12 protein-coding genes and 1 pseudogene are annotated in these 24,879 nt (G+C 65.7%); 3 read left to right on the top strand and 10 right to left on the bottom strand.

Annotated elements, in window-relative coordinates; all coding sequences use genetic code 11:
• Window positions 1–1,665: 1,665 nt before the first annotated feature.
• Both ACZ7NC_RS41085 and ACZ7NC_RS41080 read right to left on the bottom strand, forming a co-directional pair.
• On the bottom strand, window positions 1,666–2,511 hold the full coding sequence (locus ACZ7NC_RS41085) for a hypothetical protein (RefSeq protein WP_471496658.1): 846 nt from the start codon (window positions 2,509–2,511) through the stop codon (window positions 1,666–1,668).
• Between the two features lie 379 nt (window positions 2,512–2,890).
• Window positions 2,891–3,154 carry a hypothetical protein gene (locus ACZ7NC_RS41080; protein WP_471496655.1) on the bottom strand — a complete coding sequence of 88 codons (264 nt, stop codon included), beginning with the start codon at window positions 3,152–3,154 and terminating at the stop codon, window positions 2,891–2,893.
• A 626-nt stretch (window positions 3,155–3,780) separates the two neighbouring features.
• On the opposite strand from ACZ7NC_RS41080, the gene ACZ7NC_RS41075 reads away from it, so the two are divergent.
• A complete protein-coding gene (locus ACZ7NC_RS41075; protein ID WP_471496652.1) occupies window positions 3,781–4,323 on the top strand; it encodes an ATP-binding protein in 543 nt (180 codons plus the stop codon).
• 51 nt (window positions 4,324–4,374) lie between these two features.
• Here the strand turns inward: ACZ7NC_RS41075 and ACZ7NC_RS41070 are convergent, their stop codons facing one another.
• The 5 genes from ACZ7NC_RS41070 to ACZ7NC_RS41050 form a co-directional block, all read right to left on the bottom strand.
• On the bottom strand, window positions 4,375–5,298 hold the full coding sequence (locus ACZ7NC_RS41070; RefSeq protein ID WP_471496649.1) for an SDR family NAD(P)-dependent oxidoreductase: 924 nt from the start codon (window positions 5,296–5,298) through the stop codon (window positions 4,375–4,377).
• Between the two features lie 7 nt (window positions 5,299–5,305).
• Complete coding sequence (locus ACZ7NC_RS41065) at window positions 5,306–6,763, bottom strand: phthiocerol/phthiodiolone dimycocerosyl transferase family protein (protein ID WP_471496647.1); 1,458 nt, start codon at window positions 6,761–6,763, stop codon at window positions 5,306–5,308.
• Window positions 6,764–7,030: 267 nt separating this feature from the next.
• Window positions 7,031–8,215 (bottom strand): FAD-dependent monooxygenase, encoded by a 1,185-nt coding sequence (locus ACZ7NC_RS41060; RefSeq protein ID WP_471496645.1) that lies wholly within the window; start codon window positions 8,213–8,215, stop codon window positions 7,031–7,033.
• The gene (locus ACZ7NC_RS41055; RefSeq protein WP_471496643.1) at window positions 8,215–15,411 is read right to left on the bottom strand and encodes an amino acid adenylation domain-containing protein; all 7,197 of its coding nucleotides are present in this window, start codon (window positions 15,409–15,411) and stop codon (window positions 8,215–8,217) included. The genes ACZ7NC_RS41060 and ACZ7NC_RS41055 overlap by 1 nt, the downstream gene beginning before the upstream one ends.
• A 427-nt stretch (window positions 15,412–15,838) precedes the next feature.
• Complete coding sequence (locus ACZ7NC_RS41050; RefSeq protein ID WP_471496640.1) at window positions 15,839–18,736, bottom strand: helix-turn-helix transcriptional regulator; 2,898 nt, start codon at window positions 18,734–18,736, stop codon at window positions 15,839–15,841.
• 311 nt (window positions 18,737–19,047) lie between these two features.
• Between ACZ7NC_RS41050 and mpaB the strand changes: the two genes are divergently transcribed.
• Window positions 19,048–20,277 (top strand): daptide biosynthesis RiPP recognition protein, encoded by a 1,230-nt coding sequence (mpaB, locus tag ACZ7NC_RS41045; RefSeq protein ID WP_471496637.1) that lies wholly within the window; start codon window positions 19,048–19,050, stop codon window positions 20,275–20,277.
• 196 nt (window positions 20,278–20,473) lie between these two features.
• Here the strand turns inward: mpaB and ACZ7NC_RS41040 are convergent, their stop codons facing one another.
• Both ACZ7NC_RS41040 and ACZ7NC_RS41035 read right to left on the bottom strand, forming a co-directional pair.
• Window positions 20,474–21,982, bottom strand: coding sequence for a S8 family peptidase (locus ACZ7NC_RS41040; RefSeq protein WP_471496660.1), 1,509 nt, complete (start codon window positions 21,980–21,982; stop codon window positions 20,474–20,476).
• Window positions 21,983–22,273: 291 nt separating this feature from the next.
• Window positions 22,274–23,356, bottom strand: coding sequence for a class I SAM-dependent methyltransferase (locus ACZ7NC_RS41035; RefSeq protein ID WP_471496635.1), 1,083 nt, complete (start codon window positions 23,354–23,356; stop codon window positions 22,274–22,276).
• Window positions 23,357–23,793: 437 nt separating this feature from the next.
• On the opposite strand from ACZ7NC_RS41035, the gene ACZ7NC_RS41030 reads away from it, so the two are divergent.
• Window positions 23,794–24,588: a methyltransferase gene (locus ACZ7NC_RS41030; RefSeq protein ID WP_471496633.1), complete on the top strand. Its 795-nt coding sequence runs from the start codon at window positions 23,794–23,796 to the stop codon at window positions 24,586–24,588.
• 114 nt (window positions 24,589–24,702) lie between these two features.
• On the opposite strand, the pseudogene ACZ7NC_RS41025 reads toward ACZ7NC_RS41030, so the two are convergent.
• Window positions 24,703–24,879 (bottom strand): annotated as a pseudogene (locus ACZ7NC_RS41025) (carbohydrate ABC transporter permease); the annotation flags it as partial.

Below are 24,879 nucleotides of genomic sequence, written 5' to 3'. Positions count from 1 at the left end.
CCGGCCCAGCCCGGCTCCAGCACCGAATCCCACTTACCGTTGGCATTCACCTCCCGCACCACACGAACCGTCGCCTGACCATCCCCAGCATCAGCCCACGCCGAAGACACCAAACCCGTCGCCGCAAGCGACGCCGCTAACGCACTCGATAACGCCAAAGACATCCCACCGGCCCAACGCCGGCGCTGCCGTAACTCCATCACCAACAATCTCCCGTAACTGGACATACGCCCGCGACGTCTGTTCATTCAGACCGGACGCGCTGGTAAAGATCTCAGCGCCTACCTCGTATGACGAACGGACGAGCTAAATGAGTGAGCACCCTTTTTCGGGCGCCGCCAGTCCAGAGAGAAGAGAAATGTCAGGTAATCATTCTTCCTCACGGCAGCGGGAAGATGTCGCGTTGGCGATATCCGATTTACTCATCATCGAAATTATCGACGGCTAAACCTTGGATCGGACGGAGGGAGGAGGCCAGGTCGGTGGCACGAGGGACGCCATCTGCAAGCCTTCACCCAATGAGGTCTCGTGTGCACCCGTTGGTCGCGCCGTTCGCGGGTCGAAAGTTTCTCGCCAGGGCAGCTCGGCCGCGATTTGCTGCATCTCAGGCGTGTGCTGCCCGATCGACGCAACACGCTGCCAATGCCCTTCTCTCCCAGCACTGCTGGGCATGCTGGGGGTCTTCGCACCGTAGGCGTTGTGGGAACTGCTATACGACTCGACTACGTGAGCGGCGCCCGAACTCGTGGCGTGCGAATTGCTCCCGAATTCAGCAGGGATCAGTACCTCCTCGCCGCTGCGGTCACCCGGCGTAGACCGGAAGGAGTCGACCCACTCCGCGTAGAGGGCGTCATAGATGGGCGTGGCAGGAGTGCTCTGTGCGAAGCTCCGGGGCGGCGGTAAGGACGGAAGCGATCGATAGGACTGATCATATGGGTGCCCGTATGCGTGCATGTATTTCCAAACGACTCAGCCTTCAAAGAGAAGCGGTCACGGATGGAGCCAATTCGGGAGGAGACATATGCCGAACGTGCGGAGTAGTCGGGTAAGGAAAGTCAACGGATCCGAGACGCCGCCGGTCCATCTACAGAAGTCTGAAACTGGGTTGATTCAGACTGTTTCTGGCGAAGTGATGTGCGGCCGCGCATGTGCTGCCTGGGGTGTCGTGCCCTCAATAGCCACAGCCGCCAGTGCCTCTCATGGTGCTGAGTGAGTGCGTGGAGGCGACCACGGCCGGTGTTCGGCTGTTCGAGGACATGCTGGGTTAGGAGGGCGATCCACGCCGCAGAGGCATGGGTGCCCCTTCCGGGACAGCTATTCGTGGCCTGCGAGGCATCGAGCATCTCCGCCTGCCAGCACAGCACTTGAGGCATTTCCTGAACCTAGATCCTGACCTCGCTCGGGCGGGCAGGGGAGCAACGACAGTCGGCCGGCTGGACTTTGTTTGAGTTCGTTGCTCAGGCACGAGGCGAAGATCGAACCATTCATCAACGGTCCCGTATTGAGCCACAGCGCGACCGTGGCACAGGAACGGGGCGACTCGCGCCGAGACCCAGGCGGGCGTGGGCCACCTTGCAGGCATATCCGAGGGACAGCGGGCAGAGTCTCATCCAGACTGTGAGGCACCCGCGCATCGTCCTCAATGATGGCGTGCTCTGGTCGGCTTCATGAGTGTTCGCCGGCGTCTTGGCCAGGCCTGCGCGTAGCACTCTCATGCGGGCGCCGGAAGGACACAGCGCACACGAGGTAGCTGCGTGTGCCTACGTCCCAGCGCCACGGCGAGCTGACAGCGACGCCGGTTGCCCCTAAGAGCGGCCCGTTGAGCCGCTCCACGATCGCCAGCGGATTGCACCCGGTGAAGAAGTTGCGCTCTTCCAACAGAGCCGGAAGGAGCGTGGAAAGCCGGTCTTGCGGCGTGGAGTGCAGTTGAGGGCAGGTGTCGGAGGACACCATGTCGTTGACGAGCAGGCCGTGACCACCAGGGCGAAGCAGGCCGAGCATGGTCTGAAGGTGCGCATCTCGCACTCGGAGTAGGCCCTCAGCCTGCTGCCCCTCTTCCACTGCACCGCTGATCAGTTGAGAGAGTATGGCAGCCGAGACCACCACGTCTGCTCCGTTTACCCCTAGGGAGTCGTCCAGCGGTGCGGTTACATCCACTCCTCCATGGATCCGCAGCCCAGGTGCAGATCTCATCCCCTGGCATTCGACCCCCATCTCCATGGCAACGGAGTCGAGATCCAACAGGTGAACCGTACTGAAGGCCTTCACGACCCTGCCCAGCTCAAGGTCATTGCAATTGCCTGCCCCCAGCACCACCAAACGCCCCGGCGTCGCGGGAGCATGAGCCACCACGCATTCGGTCACCTTCGCGCGGTGACGTGCGTAGCACGCCCACAAACTGGCTGAAGCCCGGTTCAACTCCCGCTGCCGAACCGCATACATCGATAAATAGTGCTCTCCTTCGCCCGCCGCATGCTGCGCACCTAAGAACATAGGCAATCCTTTCTCCATGACTGCATGCCCGAAACCGGTTTCAGCTGTCCTCTCTCAGGCGGGATGGGCTGGACGTTGCAAAGACGTCGGGAGAACTGCGGCCAGTGGCCCAACCTCAGACATTCCTATTTCACGACCCGAAGGAACTCAGGCTCCAGACAGAAGCTTGCTGGTGCCATGCGAAGAAGTTATACACGGGAATTCACCGAGTCCAGCAACCAACCGGCTTGTCCTGCGGATCATGATGATTGGCCAGTTGGAGGCCATCGGCAGTGTCGCTCGATGTGTAGGGGCGCCGCGCTGAGAGCACCTGTCGCGATCGGCGGGCCCGCTCAGAACACCGTCGGCTCACTGCCTGACGTCTTCAATCGAAAGGTACTGCGGCTCGAAGAAGAGCTCAGGGAATGCTCTGGATCTCGGCCCTCTCACGTTGAACAGAAGATAGCCACTCCGCCAGTAACCGCTCATACTCGGCGCGTTCGTCAGGCGTCGAAAGATGCCCTCCTGCTCGCCGCCACAAAGCGCGGATCTCCCTGTTGAGAATGACAGAAGACCGCACTGCGCCAGTGGCAGCGGCGTCGGAATGCATGATCAAACCGTAAAACCCTGCGGGTACACCGCTGCCACCAACGATGGCGCTCCCCCAGCTCTGCTTCAGCATGCACCTTCCCCCCTCAAACCATCCCGGATTCAAACTCGCGGGTCGGCTCCTTCGGCGGGGATGTTCGCATGGCGTTCAAGGGGCTAGCGGCTGACCTGCACGCTTTCGACAAGCTGCTGCTTGCGACGCCCCCTTCATCCTCTACCCCGGCAATCATACCGTACGCCACCAATCGAGCACGCACAGTGATCACCTTCAGAAATCCCGGGCATCACGTCACAAATACTCCCCCGTCGTGTCAGAGCAAGTAGCAGCGCACACGCTCGATACAGAAGGGCCAGCAATGACGACGCCAGAGCACCCGGCGCGGACTGCCGAGGACGGCACGAATGCGACCTTCGGCGCTGCGGCCGTGGCTGGAGCGCGAACGCCTGCCACCCGGCAAGGCGAAGCGGCCGCCGGCACTGTGCTCGCTGTCAGGATCGCCGCTCGGTCGGGCCGCGAGATCGAAGGAATGCACGACATGGGGAGGGTTCTGTCCCCCCGATCGGCGCGATCCGCGTCGAGGCGCCGGGCGGGCCTCTGACCTGCGAGGGCGCCTCCTTGTAGTGCTGCGCCCAGCGTGCAATCCGGCTCCGTCGGCACGGGCCGCTCCCGTCCACTGACTTCTTGACCTAGGGGTTCACATGCGACTGGCGAAGGTACTCACTGTGCTGCTTGCAGGCGGTAGTGCCCAAAGAACGTTGAAGAACCGTCGCAACGGAGGACTGATGACGCCATGCTGTGCAGCTGCGCGGACGTCGTCGGGTCAGTGGGGGCTACGGCAACAGCCGGCCGACCAGGCGGCTTCCATCATCCTTCGTGCCGACCCGCGTTCCGTGTCGGCTGCAAGGGAATTCGTCAAAGATGTCCTTCAGGGTTGGGAAGTCGCTTCGGGCAGCGATGTGCTTGCGACGGCCCGCCTGCTGGTTTCGGAACTGTTCACCAACGCTGTGATCCACGGAGATTCCTCAGCTGTGCAGTTGGCGCTGGCGGTCAGCGGCAGCGTCCTTCGCATAGAGGTCGTCGACAACGGAGGATCACACCAGGAGTTCCATGAGGTCGCCGCCTCGCCAACGGACGAACACGGCCGCGGCCTGCTGCTCGTCCGTGAACTGGCACAAAAATGGGGCACATTGACCGAGCGCGGTGGAACCAGGGTGTGGTGCGATCTTGCCCTCACCTCCTGAGCCAGTTGGGTGGGCGGCGGCCCAACCACCCACGAAACCGCCCATCGGCCGTCACGACGGAGCGGCAACCGACTCCCGCGCTCGTACCCGCCGCGTAGCGACGACTGCGTCGAAGGCCGCGTCCAGTACGGCGTCCGGCAGCAACCGCGCCAGCACACTGGTGGTCCGCGCGTCACGGCCGACGCGGTAGCGCGTCCTCGGCCGACCCGCCGTGAGGGCGTGGGCGACAGCCTTGGCGAAGCCTTCCGGATGCGTCGTGCTCGACCGGGCCCGCTGTTCGTTCCGCTCCAGGAATCTCAGAAACGACGGACTATAGAGGTCGGCGACCTCCTGCGACGCCCCGCTCAGGATGTCGTGAGCGGCTTCGCGCATCTTGCCCCAGATCGGAGTGCTGATCGCACCCGGCTGCACCACCGCCACAGCCACGCCGAACGGTCTGAGCTCACGGCGGAGCGCATCACTGAGCCCCTCTTTGGCGAACTGTGTCGCCGCGTAGGCACCCAGGTAGGGACTGGCGATCCGGCCGAGGCCAGAACTCACGTTGACGATCCGGCCTTGCGCTTTCCGTGTTTGCGGCAGGAATGCCCGAGTCACAGCGAAGTGGCCGATGAGGTTGGTCTCCATCTGGTACCGCAATGCCTCGGGTGAAAGGCATTCCAGGGGAGCCGAGAGGCACATCCCCGCGTTGTTGACCAGGCCCCACAGCCCCTCGTCGCCCGTCTCCTCCGAGACGCGGGCGGCCGCCTTCCAGATCAAGTCCTCTCGGGTGACGTCGAGCTTGAGGGGATGCAGTCGGCCGGATGTCGACGCCGCGGTCAGTGCCAGGGCGTCGTCGGACCGCCGCACACCCGCGAATACCCGGAATCCCAGCTGGTCCAGGTGGAGTGCGCATTCCCTGCCCAGGCCGGAGGACGCGCCGGTGATGACCACGGTCCGGTCCTTTGGTGGGAGGCGCCGGGGATGTGCGAACAACATGACTCCTTCAGTAAGAGCAGAGCGCGTCGGAGGGCACGGACCGTCTGTGCGACGGACGCTGAACGGCGGCCAGGAGAGCGTCGACGCATGTCGTGACCAGGCGCTCCGCACGCGGTCGCGACACGATGCCCTCGACATAGGTGAAATTCCAATGGAGATGGTCATGGCTGGTATTCACCGTGGCAACGACGTAACCCGAGACTGAGATACCCGCGATGAACTGAGCGCCGCTGACCTGCCACGGCCCGACGCTGTCGGGAAAGTCGTAGCGCCCGACGTTGGAAAGGCACAGATTGCCGGGGCCCTTGGATTCCACACGCTGCAGGAATGGACCGCTCGTCGTGGCCGTCTCCGGACCGATCAGGCCCAGGAGGTTGACTGCGGCGAAGTGGTTGCCCTCGCGCCGACGCCGTTCCAGATCCCGACTCACCTCACGAGCGGTGCGCCACAGGGACTCTCCGGGACGATAAGCGACGTACGAGGGAAGCGTCGCCACGTAACTGCCCATCTCACGTGGGGAGACCTCTGGCTGCAACTCGCTGCGGAAGTCGACGGGTGAGCCGATGACGTAGTGCTCGGGCTGAGCGGCTCCGGTCTCGTCCGCGACAGCGGCGATCATCGCTGCGGCGAGCGCTCCGTGCACGGTCGCGCCTTCCCGCTTGCAGGCTCGGATCAGAGCGTCGACTTGCGCCGGGGAAAGTGACCGGTGGAGCAGCCGGGTGCGGCGCTGTTCGCCGGGCACTGACTGGCTCGGAGCCACCCGCCGTGCGCGCGCCCGGCGCCAGTTGACCTGATCGCGCACCTGCCGCGTGATCGCGTTTGCGGCACCCGGAAGACCCTGGTGACGACGGGGGAACATCGCCTCTGGCGCCGGCCGGATCGGCCACCTGTCCGGGCCCGGAACAGCCGCTGAGCCGGCTACCGCGCAGTCGAGCCGGGCGGCGTGCTGGAGCCACTCCTCCAGTAGCGCCAGGGCCGTGGTCCCGTCTGCGATGCAGTGGGAGATCGTGAGCATCAGGTCGTGCACCTGCTCACCTGTGCCGTTCGGTGCCGTCCGGGTGAGCACGACTGCGCGGGCCAGCGGCCCCCTGTGCACATCGAGGGGATCGTGCAGCTCTCGCTCGTCGACCTCGACCTCCCACCAAGCGGCCAGTTTCACGCCTTCTCCCGCCTCAAGGTGTCGGCTCCGCAGCGGGATCGCGCCGAGCCGTGGTACGAACCAGGGGTCCAGCCCGTCCTGATCCGCACGAATGGCAACCGAGAGGAGCGGGTGACGGTCCTGCAGTTCGTCGAGGGCCCGGCGCAGCAGTGATACCGGCAGTCGCCCGCGCACCTGTGTCCGAGCGATGACGTTGAGCGGTGAGATCCGGTCGGCGATCCAGTACCAGCGTTCGAGCGGACCAAGCGGTCGGCAGACCGAGGCCGCTGTCGGACCCGCCATAGTGTTCACCGGTGTCGAGTACATCCGTACCGTCATGATGCGGCCCGGTCGTTCATGCCGCCGTTGGTCACGCGGGTGAAGAGTCTCAGGCGAGCTGCCCGTAACAGCTCCCTTCTCACTTGGTGCCTCAGCTGCCCACCCCCATCCCGAGCGGGGAACACCGGAAGGCACTCGTTCACCGGAGTACTCACGAAATCGCTCCAATCCTCAAAAATCGGCAGGGTGTTGACGATCTGGGTGAAGCCCACAGTCACACGGGTGCTGGTCACCACGGTGACCGAGAGCCTGTGCTCACCAGGTGGGCGCGAATGCCAGCAAGGACATGTTCTGGCGATACAGCACGCCTGTCGGCACCCATCGGAAGTAGGTGTTGCGCAGCATGCGCGGCAGACGCCGGTCTTCCTGCTCGATCCGGCTGAGCCGATGGGAAAGGTGCACCATCCCCCGCACCCTGACACGCCGGCGGGCCTCGTAGTCGCGCAGTCCCTGCCTGCAGTCACGCGCCGAGGCCAGGCTGCGGGCCAGGACCACAGCGTCCTCCACCGCCGTGCCCGCACCCTGGCCGAGGCTGGTCAGCATGGGGTGGGCAGCGTCCCCGAGCAGAGTGACCCGGTCCTTGCCCCACCGTTCGAGGAAAGGGCGGTCCTGGGCCGGCACACTGATGATGGCCTGCTCAGGAGTGACCCGGATTACCTCTTGCACTTCGTCCGCCCAGCCGGCGAAGGCCCGGGCGATCTCGTCCTTGCCACCGTTCCACGCGCGGGCAGCCGCCGTCGGCATGTTCCTCGTGCCCCACCAGTACGCCCGGCCGTGACCGATGTCGATGAGGCCGAAGCGCTGCCCGGCGCCCCAATAATGTCGAACACAGCCGTCGGTGAAGCGCGGGTGGGAGAAGGGGATGGCTGCCAACCAGCAGACGTAGCCGGGCTCACGCGGTTTCTCCGCTCCCACTAGTTGATGGCGCACCACGGAGTGGAAGCCGTCGGCACCGATCAGGACATCCCCATGCGCTTCACGGCCGTCGGTGAACCGTACCCGGACACCGTCCGCCTCCGACCTGAAGTCCAAGGCGCTCGCACCGAGTTGCACCGGCTGTTCGTCACCGAGCGCATCGAGGAGCGCCTGTTGCAGGTCTGCGCGATGAATGTTGACGCTGGGGGCCCCGAGTCGGTCACCGATCTCCTTCAACGGCAGCTGCCTGACGGAGCGGCCGACGGGATCACAGAGGTGAAAGGTCTCGATGGTCCGCCCGCGCCGGTCCAATTCGAGATCGATGCCCAGGGAGCCGAGGGCGGCCAGGGCGTTACTCATCATCGACAAACCGGTGCCGGCCGGGCGGAGCACACTGGCGCGCTCGTAGACCTCGACCTCGATTCCCACCCGGCGCAGGGCGACCGCCGCAGTCAGCCCGCCGATCCCCGCGCCGATGACGATCGCCTTGCCCCTCTTGCCTGTTCTGGTCCATGCCGACCGCATCAACCGGTCACCTCACAGATACGCCGTGCCACGGTGGCTATATAGGGATCCTCCATGAGCTGGAGATGGTCGCCGGGCACTTCGATGACATCGATCCGACCCCTGGTCCATGCCCCCCAGCCGTTCTTCGGGTCGCGGTGCGCACTGCCGACCGCCCTGTGCGCCGGTTCCAGCGCCTTCGGCAACGGCGCCGCCGCGCGCAGGAGCGCGAGATCCTGATCGCAGCGGTCCGGGCGGTAGTCCAGCAGTGCCTGCCAGTTGGCCCGGAACACCTGGAAGAGACGTCGTATACGAGCGGTCGAGCAGTCGGCGGCCAGGGCACCAGCGGCAACGGCACGGTCCAGGACGTAGTCGAATCGCTCCTGCTCACCGATGCCCGACGGGATTTCCGGCACCGGTTCGTCGCCGCTGCCGTCCAGCCGGAGCAGCTCCCACAGGAACCACTCGAGCAGTTGTTCCTCGGCCACTGCCTGGAGCGTTCCTGGGGTGATCGAATCAAGGAGTACGAGCCGGTCGACGGCCTCGCCGGAGGATTTGAGCTGCCGTGCCATCTCGAACGCCACGAAGCCGCCGAAGGACCAGCCGCCGATCGTGTACGGGCCGCTGGGCTGCACGCTCCGCATCGCGTCGAGATAGCTGCGGGCGAGGTCCGGGACGCTGCGCAGGGGCTCCGTTCCCGGCTCAGCCCCTACCGCTTGGAGTGCGTAAACGGGTCGGTCCTCGGGGAGTTGTTGCGCCAGCCGGACGTAACACAGCACATTGCCGCCGATGGGGTGCACGAAGAACAACGGTGACCGGGTGCCGGAGGTACGCAGCGGCACCAAGGGGTCGGCGCCCGTCATCGTGCTTTCGCCGCGCACCTTGTCGGCGAGCGCGGCGATGGTCGGCGCCTCGGCGAAAACGGCCAGCGGGACTTCCACGCCGTACCGCTTCTCGATCATCGTGACGAGCCGCATCGCGGTCAGCGACGTCCCGCCCAGCTCGAAGAAGTCGTCATGCACTCCCGGCTCCGGCACCTGCAACAGCTCGGACAGCATCTCGGCAAGAGCGCGCTCGCAACGGTCCCGCGGCTCGGTGCGCTCGGCGGACGGGACCGGAGGGCCGAGCGGCATCGTGCGCAGCGCCGCGTCGTTTCGCTTGCCGCTCGCAGTGAGGGGGAGTTTGGGCAACCAGGTAAAGCGTGAGGGCACGAGGTACTCGGGCAGCGACGCGCGCAGCCTGCGTCGGACGTCGAAGAGGTCGACCGACGCCTCGTCACCGACAAGGAACGCGGCGAGGAATGCCGGGGCATCCTCCGGCTGCCGGGCCACGACGGCGACCTCGCGCAGTCCCGGACAGTGCTCGGCCATCTTCCCCAGAGCCAGCTCCGCCTCTCCGGGCTCGACGCGAAAGCCACGGATCTTCACCTGGGCATCCGCGCGCTCCAGACAGACGATGTCGCCCCCGGGCAGGACCCGGCCGAGGTCGCCGGTTCGGTAGAGCCGACCGGCGTCCGGGCGCAGAGCATGCGGGATGAAACGTTCCCGTGTTTGCTCGGGCTGCCCCTCGTAGCCCTCGGCCAGGCATGCGCCGCCTATGTGGATCTCGCCCTTGCCGCCCTCGGGTACCGGCCGCAGCCGGGCATCGAGCACATGCACCTCGACGCCGTCGATGGGCCGTCCGATCGGCGGGAGATCCGGGAAAGCGGCCGAGTCCCCGGTCATCGGGAAGCTGGTCACCACGTGGGTTTCCGTCGGGCCGTACTGATTCTCCAGAAGGCAGCCCGGCAACGCCGCGCACAGCCGGCGGATTTCCCCGGTCACGCGGAGCTGCTCGCCAGAAGAGACCAGCACGCGCAGGCGGCGCGGATACAGCCCAAGCGTCTCAGCGGTCTCGGCGAGTTGCTGCAGAGCGACGTACGGGAGGAAGACCCGTTCCACGCCCTCATGGTCGAGCAGACGCAGCAGCACGACCATGTTCTGTCGCCGCTCCTCGGACACGAGCAGGAGGGTGCCGCCACCGCACAGCGTGGAGAAGATCTCCTGGAAGGAGACGTCAAAGCAGAGCGGAGCGAACTGGAGCGTGGTTCCGCCGACGGCGCCGCTGGGTGCGCGGTTCTGCCATGCCACGAGGTTGGCCAGTGCCCGGTGGGGCATGGCGACGCCCTTGGGCCGGCCCGTCGAGCCGGAGGTGAACAGGACGTACGCGATGCTCTGCGGCGCGATGGGCGGCGGCGGAGGCAAGTCACTTCCGGCCGGTTCACCGTCTGCGCCCGCGACCACCGACTCGGCGAGGAGTACGTCCCACTCGTCAGGGACCAGACGGGTGTGATGGGCCTGTGAGATCACGCGGAACGGTCGTGCCTGCGCGAGCGTGGCGGCGATTCGCTCCTCGGGGTGGCCGACGTCCAGGGGGAGGCAGGCTGCACCGGCCTTGGCGATGCCCAGGACCACGGCGATCATCTCCGGCGAGCGGTCCATGGCGATCCCGATGCGGGCGTTCGGAGGTGGGCCGAGGCGCAGCAGCCGTCGTGCCACGCGATCGGCAGCGCGGTCGAGTTCCTCGTACGTCCACTGCTCGCCGGACATGGTGACGGCGACCGCGCGCGGCGTGCGCCGCACCTGGCGCTCGAAGCCGCGCACGACGTCACCGGGTTTCCCGGTGAGGAACCCGAAGTCCGGTTCCTCGTCGGGGCATTCCACGATGCGCTGCAGGATCTCGACGTACCGGTGGCCGAAGAGTTCGGCCTGCGATGCGGTGAAAGCATGTCCGTCGCAGTCGATCCGCAGATTCAGTCGCCCGTCCCGTGGGTCAGTGATCGCGTTCACCAACAGCGGGAAGTTCGTCCGCTCCCAGATTTCGACATCCCTCAGGCGCAGGCCTGTGGTCCGCAGGATCGGCCCGAAGACATGGAAGTTGACGTAGTTGAACGCGCTCTGCAGCACCGCCTCGCCCCCACGCTCCGCCTGGATCGCGCTGAGCGGATAGAGCCGGTGCGGGTGGCTGTCGCGCTCCTCGCGCCCTGCCTGGTGCACCGCTTCGAGCCACGTCTTGGCTGTGCCGTCGAGCCGCACCGGCACGGTATTGAGGAACAGCCCCGCGATGCGCTCCGCCCCGGTCTGCTCCGGGCGGCCGTTCATGACCAGTCCGGTGGTGACCTCATCCGAGTCCTGGAACAGTTGGAGAGTCAGGCAGTGCGCCGCGAACAGCAGCGACTTCACGGGCAGGTCGTTGGCTTGGGCGAAGTCGCGGACCGCCGCCGTGAGCCGGTCGGGCAGAGCGACGTGCCGTACGACGAAGCCGGTGACCTCATGTGCCTCATGCGGACGGAATGTCTCCAGGCGGGCGGGCGGGGCGTCGCCGAGCACCTCACGCCAGTACTGCCGGGTCTCCTTCGAGGCGAGGGCCTGCTGCTCATCGAGTGCATGCATCGCGAACGAGGGCAAAGGGTCCTCTGGTACTGGTTCCGTGTCTGCGCCGAGGAAGTGCAGGTAATCCCGGAGCAATTCCTGGATCAGGTTCGCCACACTCCACCCGTCCAAGAGCGCGTGGTGGAAGCTCAAGACGAGGTCCACTCCCCCGGACGGCATCAGGTGGACCCGGAACAGGCAAAGCGGGGGCCGGTCGAAGTCATAGCGGTGAAGACGCCGCCGGTCGATATGCGTCTGAACGGCAGCGTCGGCTGCCTCGGGGGTGAGGGGGCGCAGATCGGCGATCTCCAGGCTTTCGCCGGCGTCGGCCTGGCGATGGACGATCTGCAAGGGCTGGGTGGAGCCGGACAAGTCGAACGAGGAACGCAGGGCGGGATGGCGGGTAACCAGTCGCCCGTGGGCCTGCCGTAGGGCGGTCTCGTCCCAGTCCATTTCGAGCGTGTAGCGGAAGACGTCGTGGTAGACGGCCGATTCCTCGTGCTCCCGGCTGTGGTACAGCATTCCGAGCTGGAGCTGGGTGAGCGGATGGGCGTCTTCTGCCGCCGCCAGGCGAGCCCGGTCAGCACCCGGGACGAGAGCGAACGGTTCCAGCGCAACAGCTGCGTCGGCCTCGGGGGCGGGCTCCGCGGACGCGTGCGCGGCCAGCTCCGCGATCGTCGGGTGCCGGTATATGTCGTTGAGCGTGAAGTGCACTCCGCGCTTCGCCGACTCGGCGCGGATCCTGAGCATCAGGATCGAGTCACCGCCAAGCGCGAAGTAGTTCTCGTGGTTACCGACGGACTCCACTTCCAGCACATCGCTCCAGACGGCAGCGAGGATTCTCTCTGCCGCGGTCGACGGTGCGCTGTCCGGCGCGTATTCGGCGCGTGTGGGGGCGGGCAGCGCCCGGCGGTCGGCTTTGCCATTCGGGGTCAGCGGAATGCGGTCGAGGCGTATGAGGTGCGCCGGGATCATGAACTCCGGCAGCGCGGTGGCCATATGTGCGCGTAGCTGCGCGGGGTCGGCCACTTCATCGGCGACGTAGTAGCCGACGAGGTGTATCCCACGCGCGGGCGACGTCCGAACGGCGGCGACCGCGTTCCGGACTCCGGGGAAAGTGGCCAGCCGACTTTGCACCTCGCCCAGCTCCACGCGGTGACCGCGGATCTTCACCTGTTCGTCGATACGCCCGAGGTATTCCATGGTGCCGTCCGCGAGCCACCGGGCGAGATCGCCCGTGCGGTACATACGCTCCCCCGGTCGGAACGGATCCGGGGTGAACTTCTCGCGCGTCAGCTCGGGGCGGTCGAGGTAACCGCGCGCCAGGCCGACACCCGCGATACACAGCTCGCCCGGCAGGCCGATGGGCTGGGGGTGGTTGTCCCGACCGAGCACATAGAGCCGAATATTGTCGATCGGCCGCCCGATCGGCACCCTGCTCACGGGTCGGCCAGTGCCGTTGGCCGGGCCGGGGTCAAGGTCGAAGTACGAGACATCGACGGTGGCCTCCGTCGGGCCATAGAGATTGACCAGCTGAGGGGCTGGCGCTTCCGCGGCGGCGAACACCCGGTGAAACCGCTCGGCAAGGCGCGGCGGCAGGGCCTCGCCGCTGCAGAAGACAAAGCGCAGATGCACAAGGCTGTCCGCGAGTGCCGGGTCGCTCTCCAGCAGATCGAGGAACGGGCCGAGCATCGACGGCACGAAGTGCACCACGGTGACGCGTTGTTCGGCGATGGTGCGCAGAATCTCCTGGGGCTCCCTCTCTCCGCCGGCCGGAAGCAGGGCCACGCGTGCTCCCTCAACGGCCCACCAGAAGAGCTCCCACACAGAGACGTCGAACGAGCTGGGAGTCTTCTGCAGCAGCACATCAGCGATCCCGATCGGGTATCGCCGCTGCATCCAAGCCAGACGATTGACCACCGAACGGTGCTCGACCATGACGCCCTTGGGTCGTCCGGTGGAGCCGGAGGTGTAGATGACATAGGCGAGATTGCGCGGTCCGGCAGTGTCCTCAAGCGGCCCGTCCGGGCCTCGCCGGAGCGCGTCCAAGGAGTACCGGCGGGCCCCGGTGGCCAGGGGCGTCGGGTGCGGGCCGTCCTCGCTGCGGCTGGTCTGGCCCGCTACCAGGACGAGCTTCGCGCCGCTGTCCTCCAACAGGAAGCGGATGCGTTCCTCGGGGTAGGCGGGGTCGACGGGCACATACGCACAACCGGCCTTCAGTACGCCAAGAAGCGCGATCGGCAGTTCCGGGCCGCGCTCCAGCAGCACCGCCACCCGGTCGTCGGGACACACGCCCTCGGCATGCAGGTTCCGTGCGATCTGGTTGGCGCGGGCGTTGAGTTCGGCATACGTCAGTGCCGGATGCCCTCCGCTCGCGACGACGGCGACGCGGTCGGGCGTACGGGCGGCCTGTTCTTCGAAGAGACCGTGCAATGTCTTGTCACTGGCGTAAGCGGCGTCGGTCGCATTCCAGGTCCGGACGAGGAGCTCGTGTTCCTCGGGGGCGAGCATCGGCAGATTCCTCACCGGCTCCCCGGCATGGTCGACCCCCTGCTTCAGCAGTCGCTCGACGTGCCGGGCCACAGCCTGGACCGGAAAATCCTCGTCGAAGACGTCGAGCGCGTAGTCGAGGTCGACGCAGACGTCACCTGCGTTGTCGTACTCGCGGATATGGACGGTCAACGCGTCCTGGTCATGGCCATGGGAGAGGGCGACCTTCTCGAACGAAAGCCCCTGGACAGTCTCGGGGTTGGGCAGGCGCAGATAGGAGATGGTCACGTCGAACAGTCGGCGAGGCCCGGTGCCCCGCGACGGCAGGGCACGCAGCAGGTCGCCAAGGGCCAGCCGCTCATGGCGCTTCGCGGTGAACGTGGCCGCCTCGACCTGCGTCGCCATGTCCTGCATCGACTGCTGGCCATACGTGGCAACACGGAGCGGCAACATGTTGGCGAAGTGACCGACGGTCCGCATTTCCGCGATTCCATGCCGGTTGAGGAAGGGGATGCCAAGCACGACCTCCTCACAGCGGTGCACCCTGGAGAGGTAAGTCGCGAACGCGGCGGTGAGGAACGCGAAGACCGAGTTCCCCTGTTCACGAATCCGGTCGATGAGCTTCCGCTCGATCAGGAAGCTGTGGCGGGCGCTGCGCCGGGTGCCGTCCAAGGCAGTCGGGGCCTTGGCGGGAAACAGGGGAGGGTCGAGGTTCGCGAACGTCTCCCGATAGAAGTCCTGGTCGCGTTGCCAGCGAGACGAACCGCGGTATCGAGCCTCGTTCTCGGCGGATGCGAGATAGGAAAGCGGCGTGATCTTCAGGGGGGAGCCTGTGCGTATGACGTGCGCGTAGTCCGATAGGACCTGGCGCACGAACTGGTCCATGCCCCAGCCGTCGATGATGATGTGGTGTGCGGTGATGCAGAGGTAGCCGACAGCCTTGTCCTCACGCAGTAGCGCCATGTCGAACATCCGACCGTCATTGAGGTTGAAGGGCTTACGGGTCGCATGCTCCATCCAGGCCAGACACTCGGCCCGCGGATCTGCCTCTCCAGAGAAATCGAGGACTTCGATATCGGGTAGCTCAATATCCGTCCACTGAACGGGAACTCCATCCCTTTCGGCGAAACGCAGATGAAAGGCGTCATTGCGCTGCACGCCGCGTCGAAGACATTCTTGAAGAAGGCAGAAGTCGACATCACCGGAGATGCGCAGTGCTCCACCAATGTTGTACCGGGGTAGATCAGGCGTCTGAGAACTCGCCGTCCAAATGTCCCGCTGATAGGCCGTCAAAGCAGTCGGGGACACCGAGCTCATGATCCTCTCCGGAGGGGTAGGCAGCTGAACGGGGGCATGACGATGTCCAGCTAGTGCAGAGGTTGTTGACGCGGCGGCGCGGCGCCTGGCCCCGCACGTGTTGCTGTGAGGGGCCAGGCGCGTTACGCCAACGGGAGATGACCAGTCGACCCGTCACGCGGAGCGGCAAAGCCACCGCCTATTTCATTCATTGACCGGAAGTGGCGCGCCGCATGGCAAAAGAGATCACGCCGATATGGGCAGGGGCAAGCCAGGATGGGAATTGTGGGGTCCCATCCACAATTCGGTTCGGTGTACCGAACAGCCATCCACCGGACACCGAATCGTCGGGTTCGGTGACCGCGGTCACAGCCTCATGAGCGAGACCCATGAAAAGGGCGGGCACATGGGCGCACGACTGCTCCCGTGCCACGACGGGTCCCGATGCTCAGGGACAGTCGAAGAGCGCCGCAAGATCGGCACGACCGGGCACGCCGAGCTTGCGGTAGGCGCTGGTCAGATGGCGTTCCACGGCGCGTGAGGTGACGTGCAGCTTCGCGGCGATCTCCCGGTTGCGAGCGCCTGCGGCCGCCAGGCGGGCCACCTGGAGTTCACCGGGCGTGAGGGAGGCCCAGCGGCCGTTACCCGAACTGCGGGGCCGAGCCCCAGTCTTGGCCAGTTCGACCGACGCCAGCTCGACGAGCCTGGCCGCCCCGCACCGGCGCGCCAGCTCCACCGCACGACGCAGGCGCGCCCGCCCCTGCACCAGGTCACCTGCCGCCGAGTCGCTCACGCCGTAGTCGATCAGAGTCCTGGCCAGTTCCAACTGGGCGCCCCCAGCCTCCTGGTGCGCCACGGCGGTAGCCAGCATGCGCCGCCCCTCCTCGCCGCCGGTGACCACGCCCAGCGCCCACAGGGCTCGCCCCGTTACTCGCGAGCTCCCCCACCGCTCCGCCAGCCGCAGCTCCTCGTGCGCCAGTCGGCGTGCGTGTTCCCGCTCACCGAGTGTTGAGTGCAGAATCGCGGCGTCGGACCGCCAGGTCAGCATCGCCGGGTTGACCACTCCATGTCGCTCCAACCGGCGTCCGCAGTCCAGCACTTGGACGAGGGCACCTGGGATGTCCCCACAGGCAGCTCGCAATCTGCCAGTTGCCAGGTTGAGTACTGCGGTGTCCCAACTGTCCATGTCGCCGTCACCGCCACTGCCGACGGTCCGGCGGGCGAAGGCCTGCGCCGCGTCCAGCTGGCCGTTGTCCAACAACAACGTGATCATGTGCGCGGCGGCACTGCCGCGGAAACAGCTCGGCGGCAGCTCGAAGAACTCCTCCACGGCGATGGCGGCCATGGTCAGCGCCTCCCTGACCTCACCGCGGACCTGGTGAATCATGGAGCGTCCGAGTGTGGTCGCCGCCTGCAGTATGCGCGCGCCGGACCGTTCGGCACTTCTTCCGATCTCACTGAAGGCCCGTTCCGCGTCATCCAGATCGTCGGTGTACAGAAAGCTGAGGGATACGAAGAAGGCCAGCTCGGAACAGCCCTCGCGCGCCGCGAGACCGGAGCGGAACGCCTGAATGGCCAGAGCGCGGGTCCGCGAGGCCGACTCCCCGGCCAGCGCACGCTGCAAGGCCAGGATGCCCAGCCGCCACACTTCTTGCCCGGCGTCGGGCCTGGGGGCGGCCGCGTCGAAGAAGGTGTCGGCCTCAAGGTTCAGGGGGGTCAGCGGCCGGTGCGTTGCCCCAGTTGCCCTAGCCAGCGTGCATTGCACCTGCAGCTGCGCGTCGATCTCCTGCCACGTCGCCGACGTGGAATCAGCTCCCGAGGCCGCAGCAGAGGTCGACCGCACCATGGCCCCCGCTTCGACGAGCACATCCACGGCCGCGCCCAGCCGCCCGCACAGCAGGTGGGCGGTGGACAGCGAGGCTGCCACCCGCCCTCGTCGGCCAGGGTCCTCGACCGTGGCGATGGCCTCAGTGAGGTACCGGCAGGCGACGGCCGGATCCCGGTAGAGCAGCATCCGACCCAGGTCGGTGAGGAGTTGCTCGCGTATCGTCCCGGACACCGCCTGGCGCAGTGCGCAGCGCAGATATGTCGCGGCGTCATCCGGAGCGCCACGTCGCAGAGCGTCGCCCGCGGCGGAACGCAGGGCCGGCACCACCCACGGCTCAGGGACCGGCCCTGCCATGCGCAGCAGATGCCCTGCCACTTGTTCGTTGCCGGCACCGGCATCGTGACTCAACCGGGCGGCGCGCAGTCGGAGTGCGGACCGTTCGGCCAAGGCGACTTCTCCCTCCAGAGCCGCCCTCAACGCCGCGTCGGCGAAGGTCATGCCGGATGCCTCGTACCGCATCGCCCCGATGCGCTCCAGGGCCTGGACTGCCGCGGCGGCGGCCCGTTCATCAAGGTCCGCCACGATGGCGGCGAAATACGGATCGGCTCCGTCACCGAGAACCGCGGCCACACGTGCCAGTGCCAGTGTCTCAGTCGGCTCCTGGCGGATCCGGGCGTGCGTCATCCGCGCCCGGTACTGCCGTGCCCGTTCAGACAGTTCCTCCAGGGAAGGTGTCTCAGCGCCGGTGCACCCCGGGTCGGCACCGATTTCCCCCAGGCCACTCAGCAGCTCATGCACGAGACGGGGGTTGCCCCCAGTGGCGGTTCGGAGGACATCAGGCAGGCGGACATCGGTCTGGCAGGCACCAAGTGACGCCGCGGGCCGCTGGATCACATACGCGCCATCTCCAGGGCACGGGTGATCATCCCGCCGAAGCAGCTGCTCGATACCTCTCGTGGTCAAGGCCTCCAACTCCACCCGCCGACATCGCGGGTGGTCAAGTAACTCCGTCATGCTCGGCCTGCCCAGGGCGGGTCTGTTCGCCATGTCAGGAGCGGACGTGGCGGCGAGAAGGGCACGTATGCCGCTCAGCCGCCGTGTGAGATAGCCGAGCCACTGGATGGATTGCCCGTCGCAAAAGTCGAGGTCGTCCACGGCGATCAACAGGGCCTGTTCCGCGCACAGCGTCCGGATCGTCTGATGCAGGGCATCGAAGACATGGAACAGTCCCTGCGGAACCGATGCGGCACCAGCTAGGGGTAAGTGCTCTGCCTCGGTGCCCGCAAAGAGCTGACGTACTACACCGAACGGCAGGTCACGTTCAGCGGCGGAGCTACGAGCAGCCAGCACCCGCATGCCGCGGCCACGTTCTTGAGCGGTCCATTCATTGAGCAGGGCTGTCTTCCCAAGGCCGGGAGAGCCTTCGACGAGAACGACGCCGCTCGTTCCATCCCGTGCACAGCGCGCCAAGTGGTTCAGCTCGGCGAGCTGGTCGACGCGATCGACCAGTTTTCCCAACAGTGTTCCTCCCAAGGGGCGTCCCAACGAATTCGCCCAGGGAGATGCAGTCAGCCAGGTACCGGTTTACTGCCGGTCACCCATGCCTGATTGTGGCGTCGAACGGACCCGCCGGTACGTAGAGCTGGCCTGTTGGCGACGGGGTTGTCCCCCGTGTGAGGACATGCTTCCATTGATTAATCAGACATTTGTTAACAATATGGACGTTACTTACTGCAGTGAAGTGCCGGTGGGCTTGCCGCCTGGCGGCACCTCGGGGGATGCCAGAAGCGCACAGCTGCTGGGTATCGGACCGATCACAGGCGGTAACCATGGAAGGCATTTTACGGCGCTTGAACACTTGGGGGCGTGGAAGCTTAGAGGCACTCCCGACACCAAGCGACATCATCCCGGAAAGAACCATCCTCACTGAGTCGGCCGCTCTGCTGCCCGGCCTCCTCGACAGCGACCTTTGCGGCCACGGCACCCTGGTGTTCTGCCCGTCCCTCGATACACCGGCGATTACGCACGGAACCATAGTCGTCCCCTACGAGGGCTCCTTGATCACGGCCGGCGACGAGATTCTGCTTGACGAGGATCTCATCGTGGAAATCCAGGAATACGCCGCCGCACATGAACTCGCAATACTCGGCCCCACCTTGGCACGCATGACCAACGAGAGCGACTTCTACGCCTTCCTCTACGACGCCGACCGTGCCCAGAAATACGGTGCTTTCCCTCTCGTACTGCTCGACCCCATGGTTCAGCTGTGCGACTTATGTGTCCTTGGCGGCACACATACCTGTGGCGGCCCTCGCCGTCGGCTTTACATCACCGTCGCCAGCGAAGTAAAGACCACCCCCCTGGGCACCACACTCGGCACCGTGGAGGACGGCCTGGCCTCAATCACCGCCACCTGGTCCGCCTACCGCCGCTTTGTGGGCTCCGGCTGCTCGGTCTGCCTCAACGAGGCCATTCCCCTGACCACGCTGGATGCCGCACATCAGCGGCGCCCTTGGCTCTCCCGGTATCTCCACGCCCTCACCGCTCTGCGCGCCGCAGCGACCAGCGGCATAACCGACCTGGGCGTGTCCGGGTTCGGCCAGCGGCTGATACCCGCACTCAATCGGGTCAGCCCTGCCGCCGACCTCATTCTCGCCGCTGCCGATACACCGCTACTGCTGTTCAACAGTCACATCACGATTCTCCATGACCCAGCTACCCAACGGCAATTTCAGCTCGGGCCCAACGCCGCCCGACTCATCGAACTGATGCTGGTCCATGGGAACCACGACGCGGCAGCCGAAGCCGCCACACGTCACCTCAAGGTCGCCCCCCATACCGCCCACACTGCCATCACCCAGGTTTCCCGACGTCTCACCAGTATTGGCATAAACCTTCTCGCCGCCTTCAAAACCCCTGGAATCGGAGCAGCCGCGTCGTGGCCCTCAAAACGATCGGGGGCTGCCGTCGATCACATCTCATTTGAGGACTGGTTCTCCCAGACACCGGTGCAGAAGAGTCCAATACTGCCGCGCATACCACGGCCCAAGAGCGGTTGAGGGCCCGGGACACCTCCCCCACCGCCGAGGGCAGCAGCCCGTCAGTTGCCGGCCGTCTTCAACACAAGCACACAACGCCAACCCTCAACCCTGCCGGGGGCAGAGACACTACGGTCACCGCCCCCGGCGACTGCGGCGGTCAAGCCTGACGGAACAGCAGCGGCTCATGGCCGCGCAGCGGGCTATCGTTGTTCATTCACTTGGTGACGGCATCCAGTGCGTCGACAATCCCGAAGCCATAGAAGCTGTTGACCTGCTCTGAGCCTGTGCACTTGGCACGATCCTTGTCGGCGCTGTCCGAGTCGGACGACACTTTCGGGCAACCCGGGTTGTCGGCCTGGGCTTTGATGCGCCACTGAATGTCCCGGGAGCTCGCATCAGGATGCTTGCTCTTGATGAGCGCGATGACGCCTGCGGCGTGTGGCGCGGCCATGGAAGTGCCCTGGAGATACGCGTAGTCGCCACCAGGCATGGTGGACAGGATCCGGCCGTCCTTGGCGGGGGACTCTGGTGTCTGGGAAACATCGCCACCGGGTGCCGCAACGTCAATCTGGTTCAAGCCGTAGTTGGAGTACACCGACTTGAGCCGCTCAGGGCCAGTGGCGGAGACGGTGACCACGCCCGGCAGCTGGGCCGGGAGGTCAAGACAGACGGAAGGATCAATCTTGCGAGTGATGGGGGTGGAGTCGTTGGGGCTCGAGGTATCAGTGATCGACTTCGCAGCGAGGTCGAAGTTGGAGTTGCCGGCGGCGGCCACATGGACGACGCCCTTGCTCTCGGCGAACTTCGCAGCCCTGTCGACTGCTTCCACGACGGCCAGTTGATCGGGGTCGTTCTCGCAGTGGAACATCCACGGGTCGATGTAGTAGCTGTTGTTCGTGACCTCGACACTGTGGTCGGCCGCGAACATGAAGGCACAGACGACGGCCTCGCCATAGTAGAGACCGGTAGGCTCGCTGACCTTGATGGAGGCGATTCTCACGCCCGGTGCGACGCCGGCCACGCCCCTGCCATTGCGCGGGGCGGCGATGGTGCCTGCCACATGTGTGCCGTGGTAATCATCATCGGTGTACGGCCGCCAGGCGCCCTTGGCAGTGTCAGCCACGCCGCCCACGCAGTTGGCTGACTGCTCCGCCGAGAAGGCGTCCTTAAGGTCCGGGTGGGTGTCGTCCACACCGCTGTCGATGACCGCGACAGTCACCTTCCGACTGCCCGGCGTGTACTTGGCGGCTTTGGCGGCAGCCTTGTCGGCCCTGATGGCCGCGATGTCCCACTGCAAGGATTCCAGTGGCTCGTGCTTGGGAGTCCAGGCCGTTCTCGAGCGGGGCGCGCGCACTTTCTCCGGCTTGCCCACGTCAGCACCGACCGGGGTCAGGGGCGCCGTACGGGTGGCTCCCGCGGAGTGAACTCCCTTGACGCCGCGCATGCTCGAGGCGAAGTCCGCGTTCGCTGATCGGGCGACGATTACGCCGATCCTGCTGTGTGTGGCGACCACGGATCCGCCGGCTTTGGCGATGGCCTTCTTCACCGCGCGGATTGTGCCCGCATCGGTCCTGCTGTTCACGACGTACGACAACTCCGGCTGGTCGTCGGCGTGGACTGATCCGGCCTTCCGTGCTTCTGCGGCAGGTCCGACCTCCATGGCACCCTTCGACTGCTTCCCGGCCCCGCCATCCGTGCGAGCAGCAACCGCCGTTGTTTGCATGGTCGCGGCCTGCGGGATCCCCAAGAGCCCAACAGCGCCGGCTGCAAGGACCATCGCAAGCAATCGCTTCGATGAGCCCTTCACAATCTGCCTCACTCACCCATCCATTCTCTGGAGTACGCACACAGGAGCTCGGCACTCGGCTCACGTGACGATCGAATGACCCAAACGGGTAAGGGGCACGGCGGATCGGCGTGATGGGTTCGGATGCGACAGGGCAGGGCGGCAACTGATACTGCCGCAGCCGCAGCGGCGGTGGGAGGGGATCGGTTGGCTGGCCAGTCCCCGTGGTCAGTCGCGTCGGGCGATGACGCGGTAAGCGTTGGACAGCCGGGTGCGACGCACGACAGGGGCGAGCAGCTGGTCCGCGGCCCAGGCCGTCAGCAGGAATGGTGCGGCGGCCAGTACCAGGAGCACACGGAGCAGACGCGAGGCGAAGCGCGGACGTTCGGGGACCCATGGGGCATCGTCCGGCGGCAGGATGCGTGTGAGCCGGAACCACGTCGCGCAGACCAGATCGGCCGGGATATGTGGTTCCCGCCGGTCGGTGGCCACGACAGTGAAGCCTTGTTCCTCAAGCTCTCTGCAGAGATTGGCGATCGGCATGATGTTCAGGTGCTGCGGTTGCAGCCACGGTACCCACCACCTGCCCAGCAATCGGCCATAGGCCGACTCCGGGTCCGGCACTTCGATGATCAAATGTCCGCCGGGACGCAGCGCAGTCCATGCGGCGGCCAGTTCCAGCTTCGGGTCGAGTGTGTGCTCCAGGTAATGGAACATACTCACCACGTCGTACCGCTCGGTCATCTCGTCCACGAGATCGACGAAGAAGCCTCGGTAGGACCGGGCAATCCGGCCTTCTGTGACTGCGCGCTCCACGCCCTCGCTGTTGTCGAGCCCGTCGAACACCGTCGCGGGCAGGACTTCGCTGGCGGCCTGACAGAAGTGGCCCTGCGAAGTGCCCACGTCCAGCCAGTTGCCCGGCCGCGCCAAGCGGCGCATCGCCCGCGCGCTGGCCTGGAAGCGCTTGATGCTGCCCCTGCCCTGGAACAGCTTCGCAGTGGCCTCCTCCCCCAGGCCGTCGTAGAAGTCCCGGTAGTAGAAGTCCAGCCCCTCCGGACTGAGCCGGGGGTTCTGGAACACATGACCGCAGTCACGGCATTCGTCCAGCACAAAGCGGCCGGGCTTGAGCTGGACCAGGTCGGTGGTGCGCAACCGCTCACGCAGTTCCGGGGAACCGCACCAGGGGCAGTCGGTCCGCGGGGGTAAGTAGAATCGATCGGTGCCACGCGCAAGTTCTTCTCGATACTCAGGGCGCCGGGCGGCGATTTGTTTCCTGCGCGTCATGATCTTTTCCGCCTTCCTGTAATACACGTCGCTGCACTTCGCTCGGTTCGGCGATCGTGTTTGAAAGGTATCGAAGGCCCGACAGGCCCCGGAGTTTCCAGACCTGCAAGTATATCGAGATCGGATTATTCCTTACTCGTCTCGACCTTCGCGGAGATCCCACCTGCCATTGCAGAGACGGCCGTCCGTCCGCGTCATCAGGGATTCCACCAGGCTCGTGATGGGCATGCGTACGCCGTCAAAGCCACACGCTCATCCGGGAAATAAGCGCTTCCTAACAACCTGCGGATGTGCAGCTCGAGCAGGCATAGCCCCTGCGTGCCGGCGATAGCACTCTCATGCCCCTCTGGCACGTCCCTGCACGCGGCCTGATCCAGCCACAGGTGTCAGTGGAACCACTGACACTCGCCGCGTCGGAGTGTCAGCCACCGTAGCAAAACGCTACAAAATGAGATCATCAAGGCATGACGCGAACCAATAGCTTTCTTCTCGACGATCCCCAGGTCGAGACCGGCAAATACCTCGACCCCCTCGACTCAATCTTCGGCCCCACGACGTTCCGCCACCTGGAAGCACTCGGCGTCGGGCCTGGCTGGCGCTGCTGGGAGGTGGGTGCCGGCGGCACCTCTGTGGTGTCCTGGCTGGCCAAGAAGGTCGGTCCGACGGGAAAGGTGATCGCAACCGACGTCGACACGTCTCGGGTCGCCCCGGGCTTTCGCTCACCGGTCGAGGTCCGGTCCCACGACCTCGGTGTGGACGAACCGCCGGCAGCGGGACTCGACCTCGTACATACACGGCTCGTCCTCCACCATGTTCCGGACCCTGAAAGGGCGTTACGGTCCATGGTCAAATCCCTGCGCGTCGGCGGACGGCTTCTCGTCGAGGATACGGACCCAGCCCTGCAACCCCTGGCCTGCCTCGACGAGTACAGCACCGGCCAGCAACTGGCCAACAAGCTACGACGTGCCTACCATCAACTGCTCTCCGACCACGGCGACGACGTTGCCTATGGACGCAGACTCCCACGCCTGTTACGTAACGCCGGACTCCACCGCGTGGAGGCCGACGCATTCTTTCCGGTCACCTCGCGCGCGAGCGCCGCACTGGAATCCGCGATGATGCACCAGATCCGGGACCGGCTCGTCACCGCCGGTCTCGCCACGGACGACGACATCGACCAGCATCTGACAAATATCGCCTCCGGAACCATGGATCTGGCCACCGCACCGATGATCTCGGCCTGGGGTCGCAAGATGTGAGCTCAACTTCGCTGTGACAGGCAGCATTTGGGGATACCACGCCCGTCTGCTGTCCGTTCCGCGCAGCAGCGGAAAGGACATCTTCAGGGGTCGGAAAGGCCGACCCCTGAAGGACTACTTCACCGACCCGGCCATCACGCCCTGCACGAAGTGCCGTTGGAACGCGAAGAACACGACCACCGGCACGACCAGGGAGACGAACGCGCCGGGTGCGAGTACGTCGATGTTGCTGCCGAACTGCCGGATCTGGGACTGGAGTTCAACGGTCAGCGGTTGTGAGGCGCTGTCGGC

This window comes from Streptomyces sp. NPDC111802 (assembly GCF_055634335.1).
Note: the sequence above shows the minus strand (reverse complement) of the source record. Positions and strands in the feature narration are given on the sequence as shown.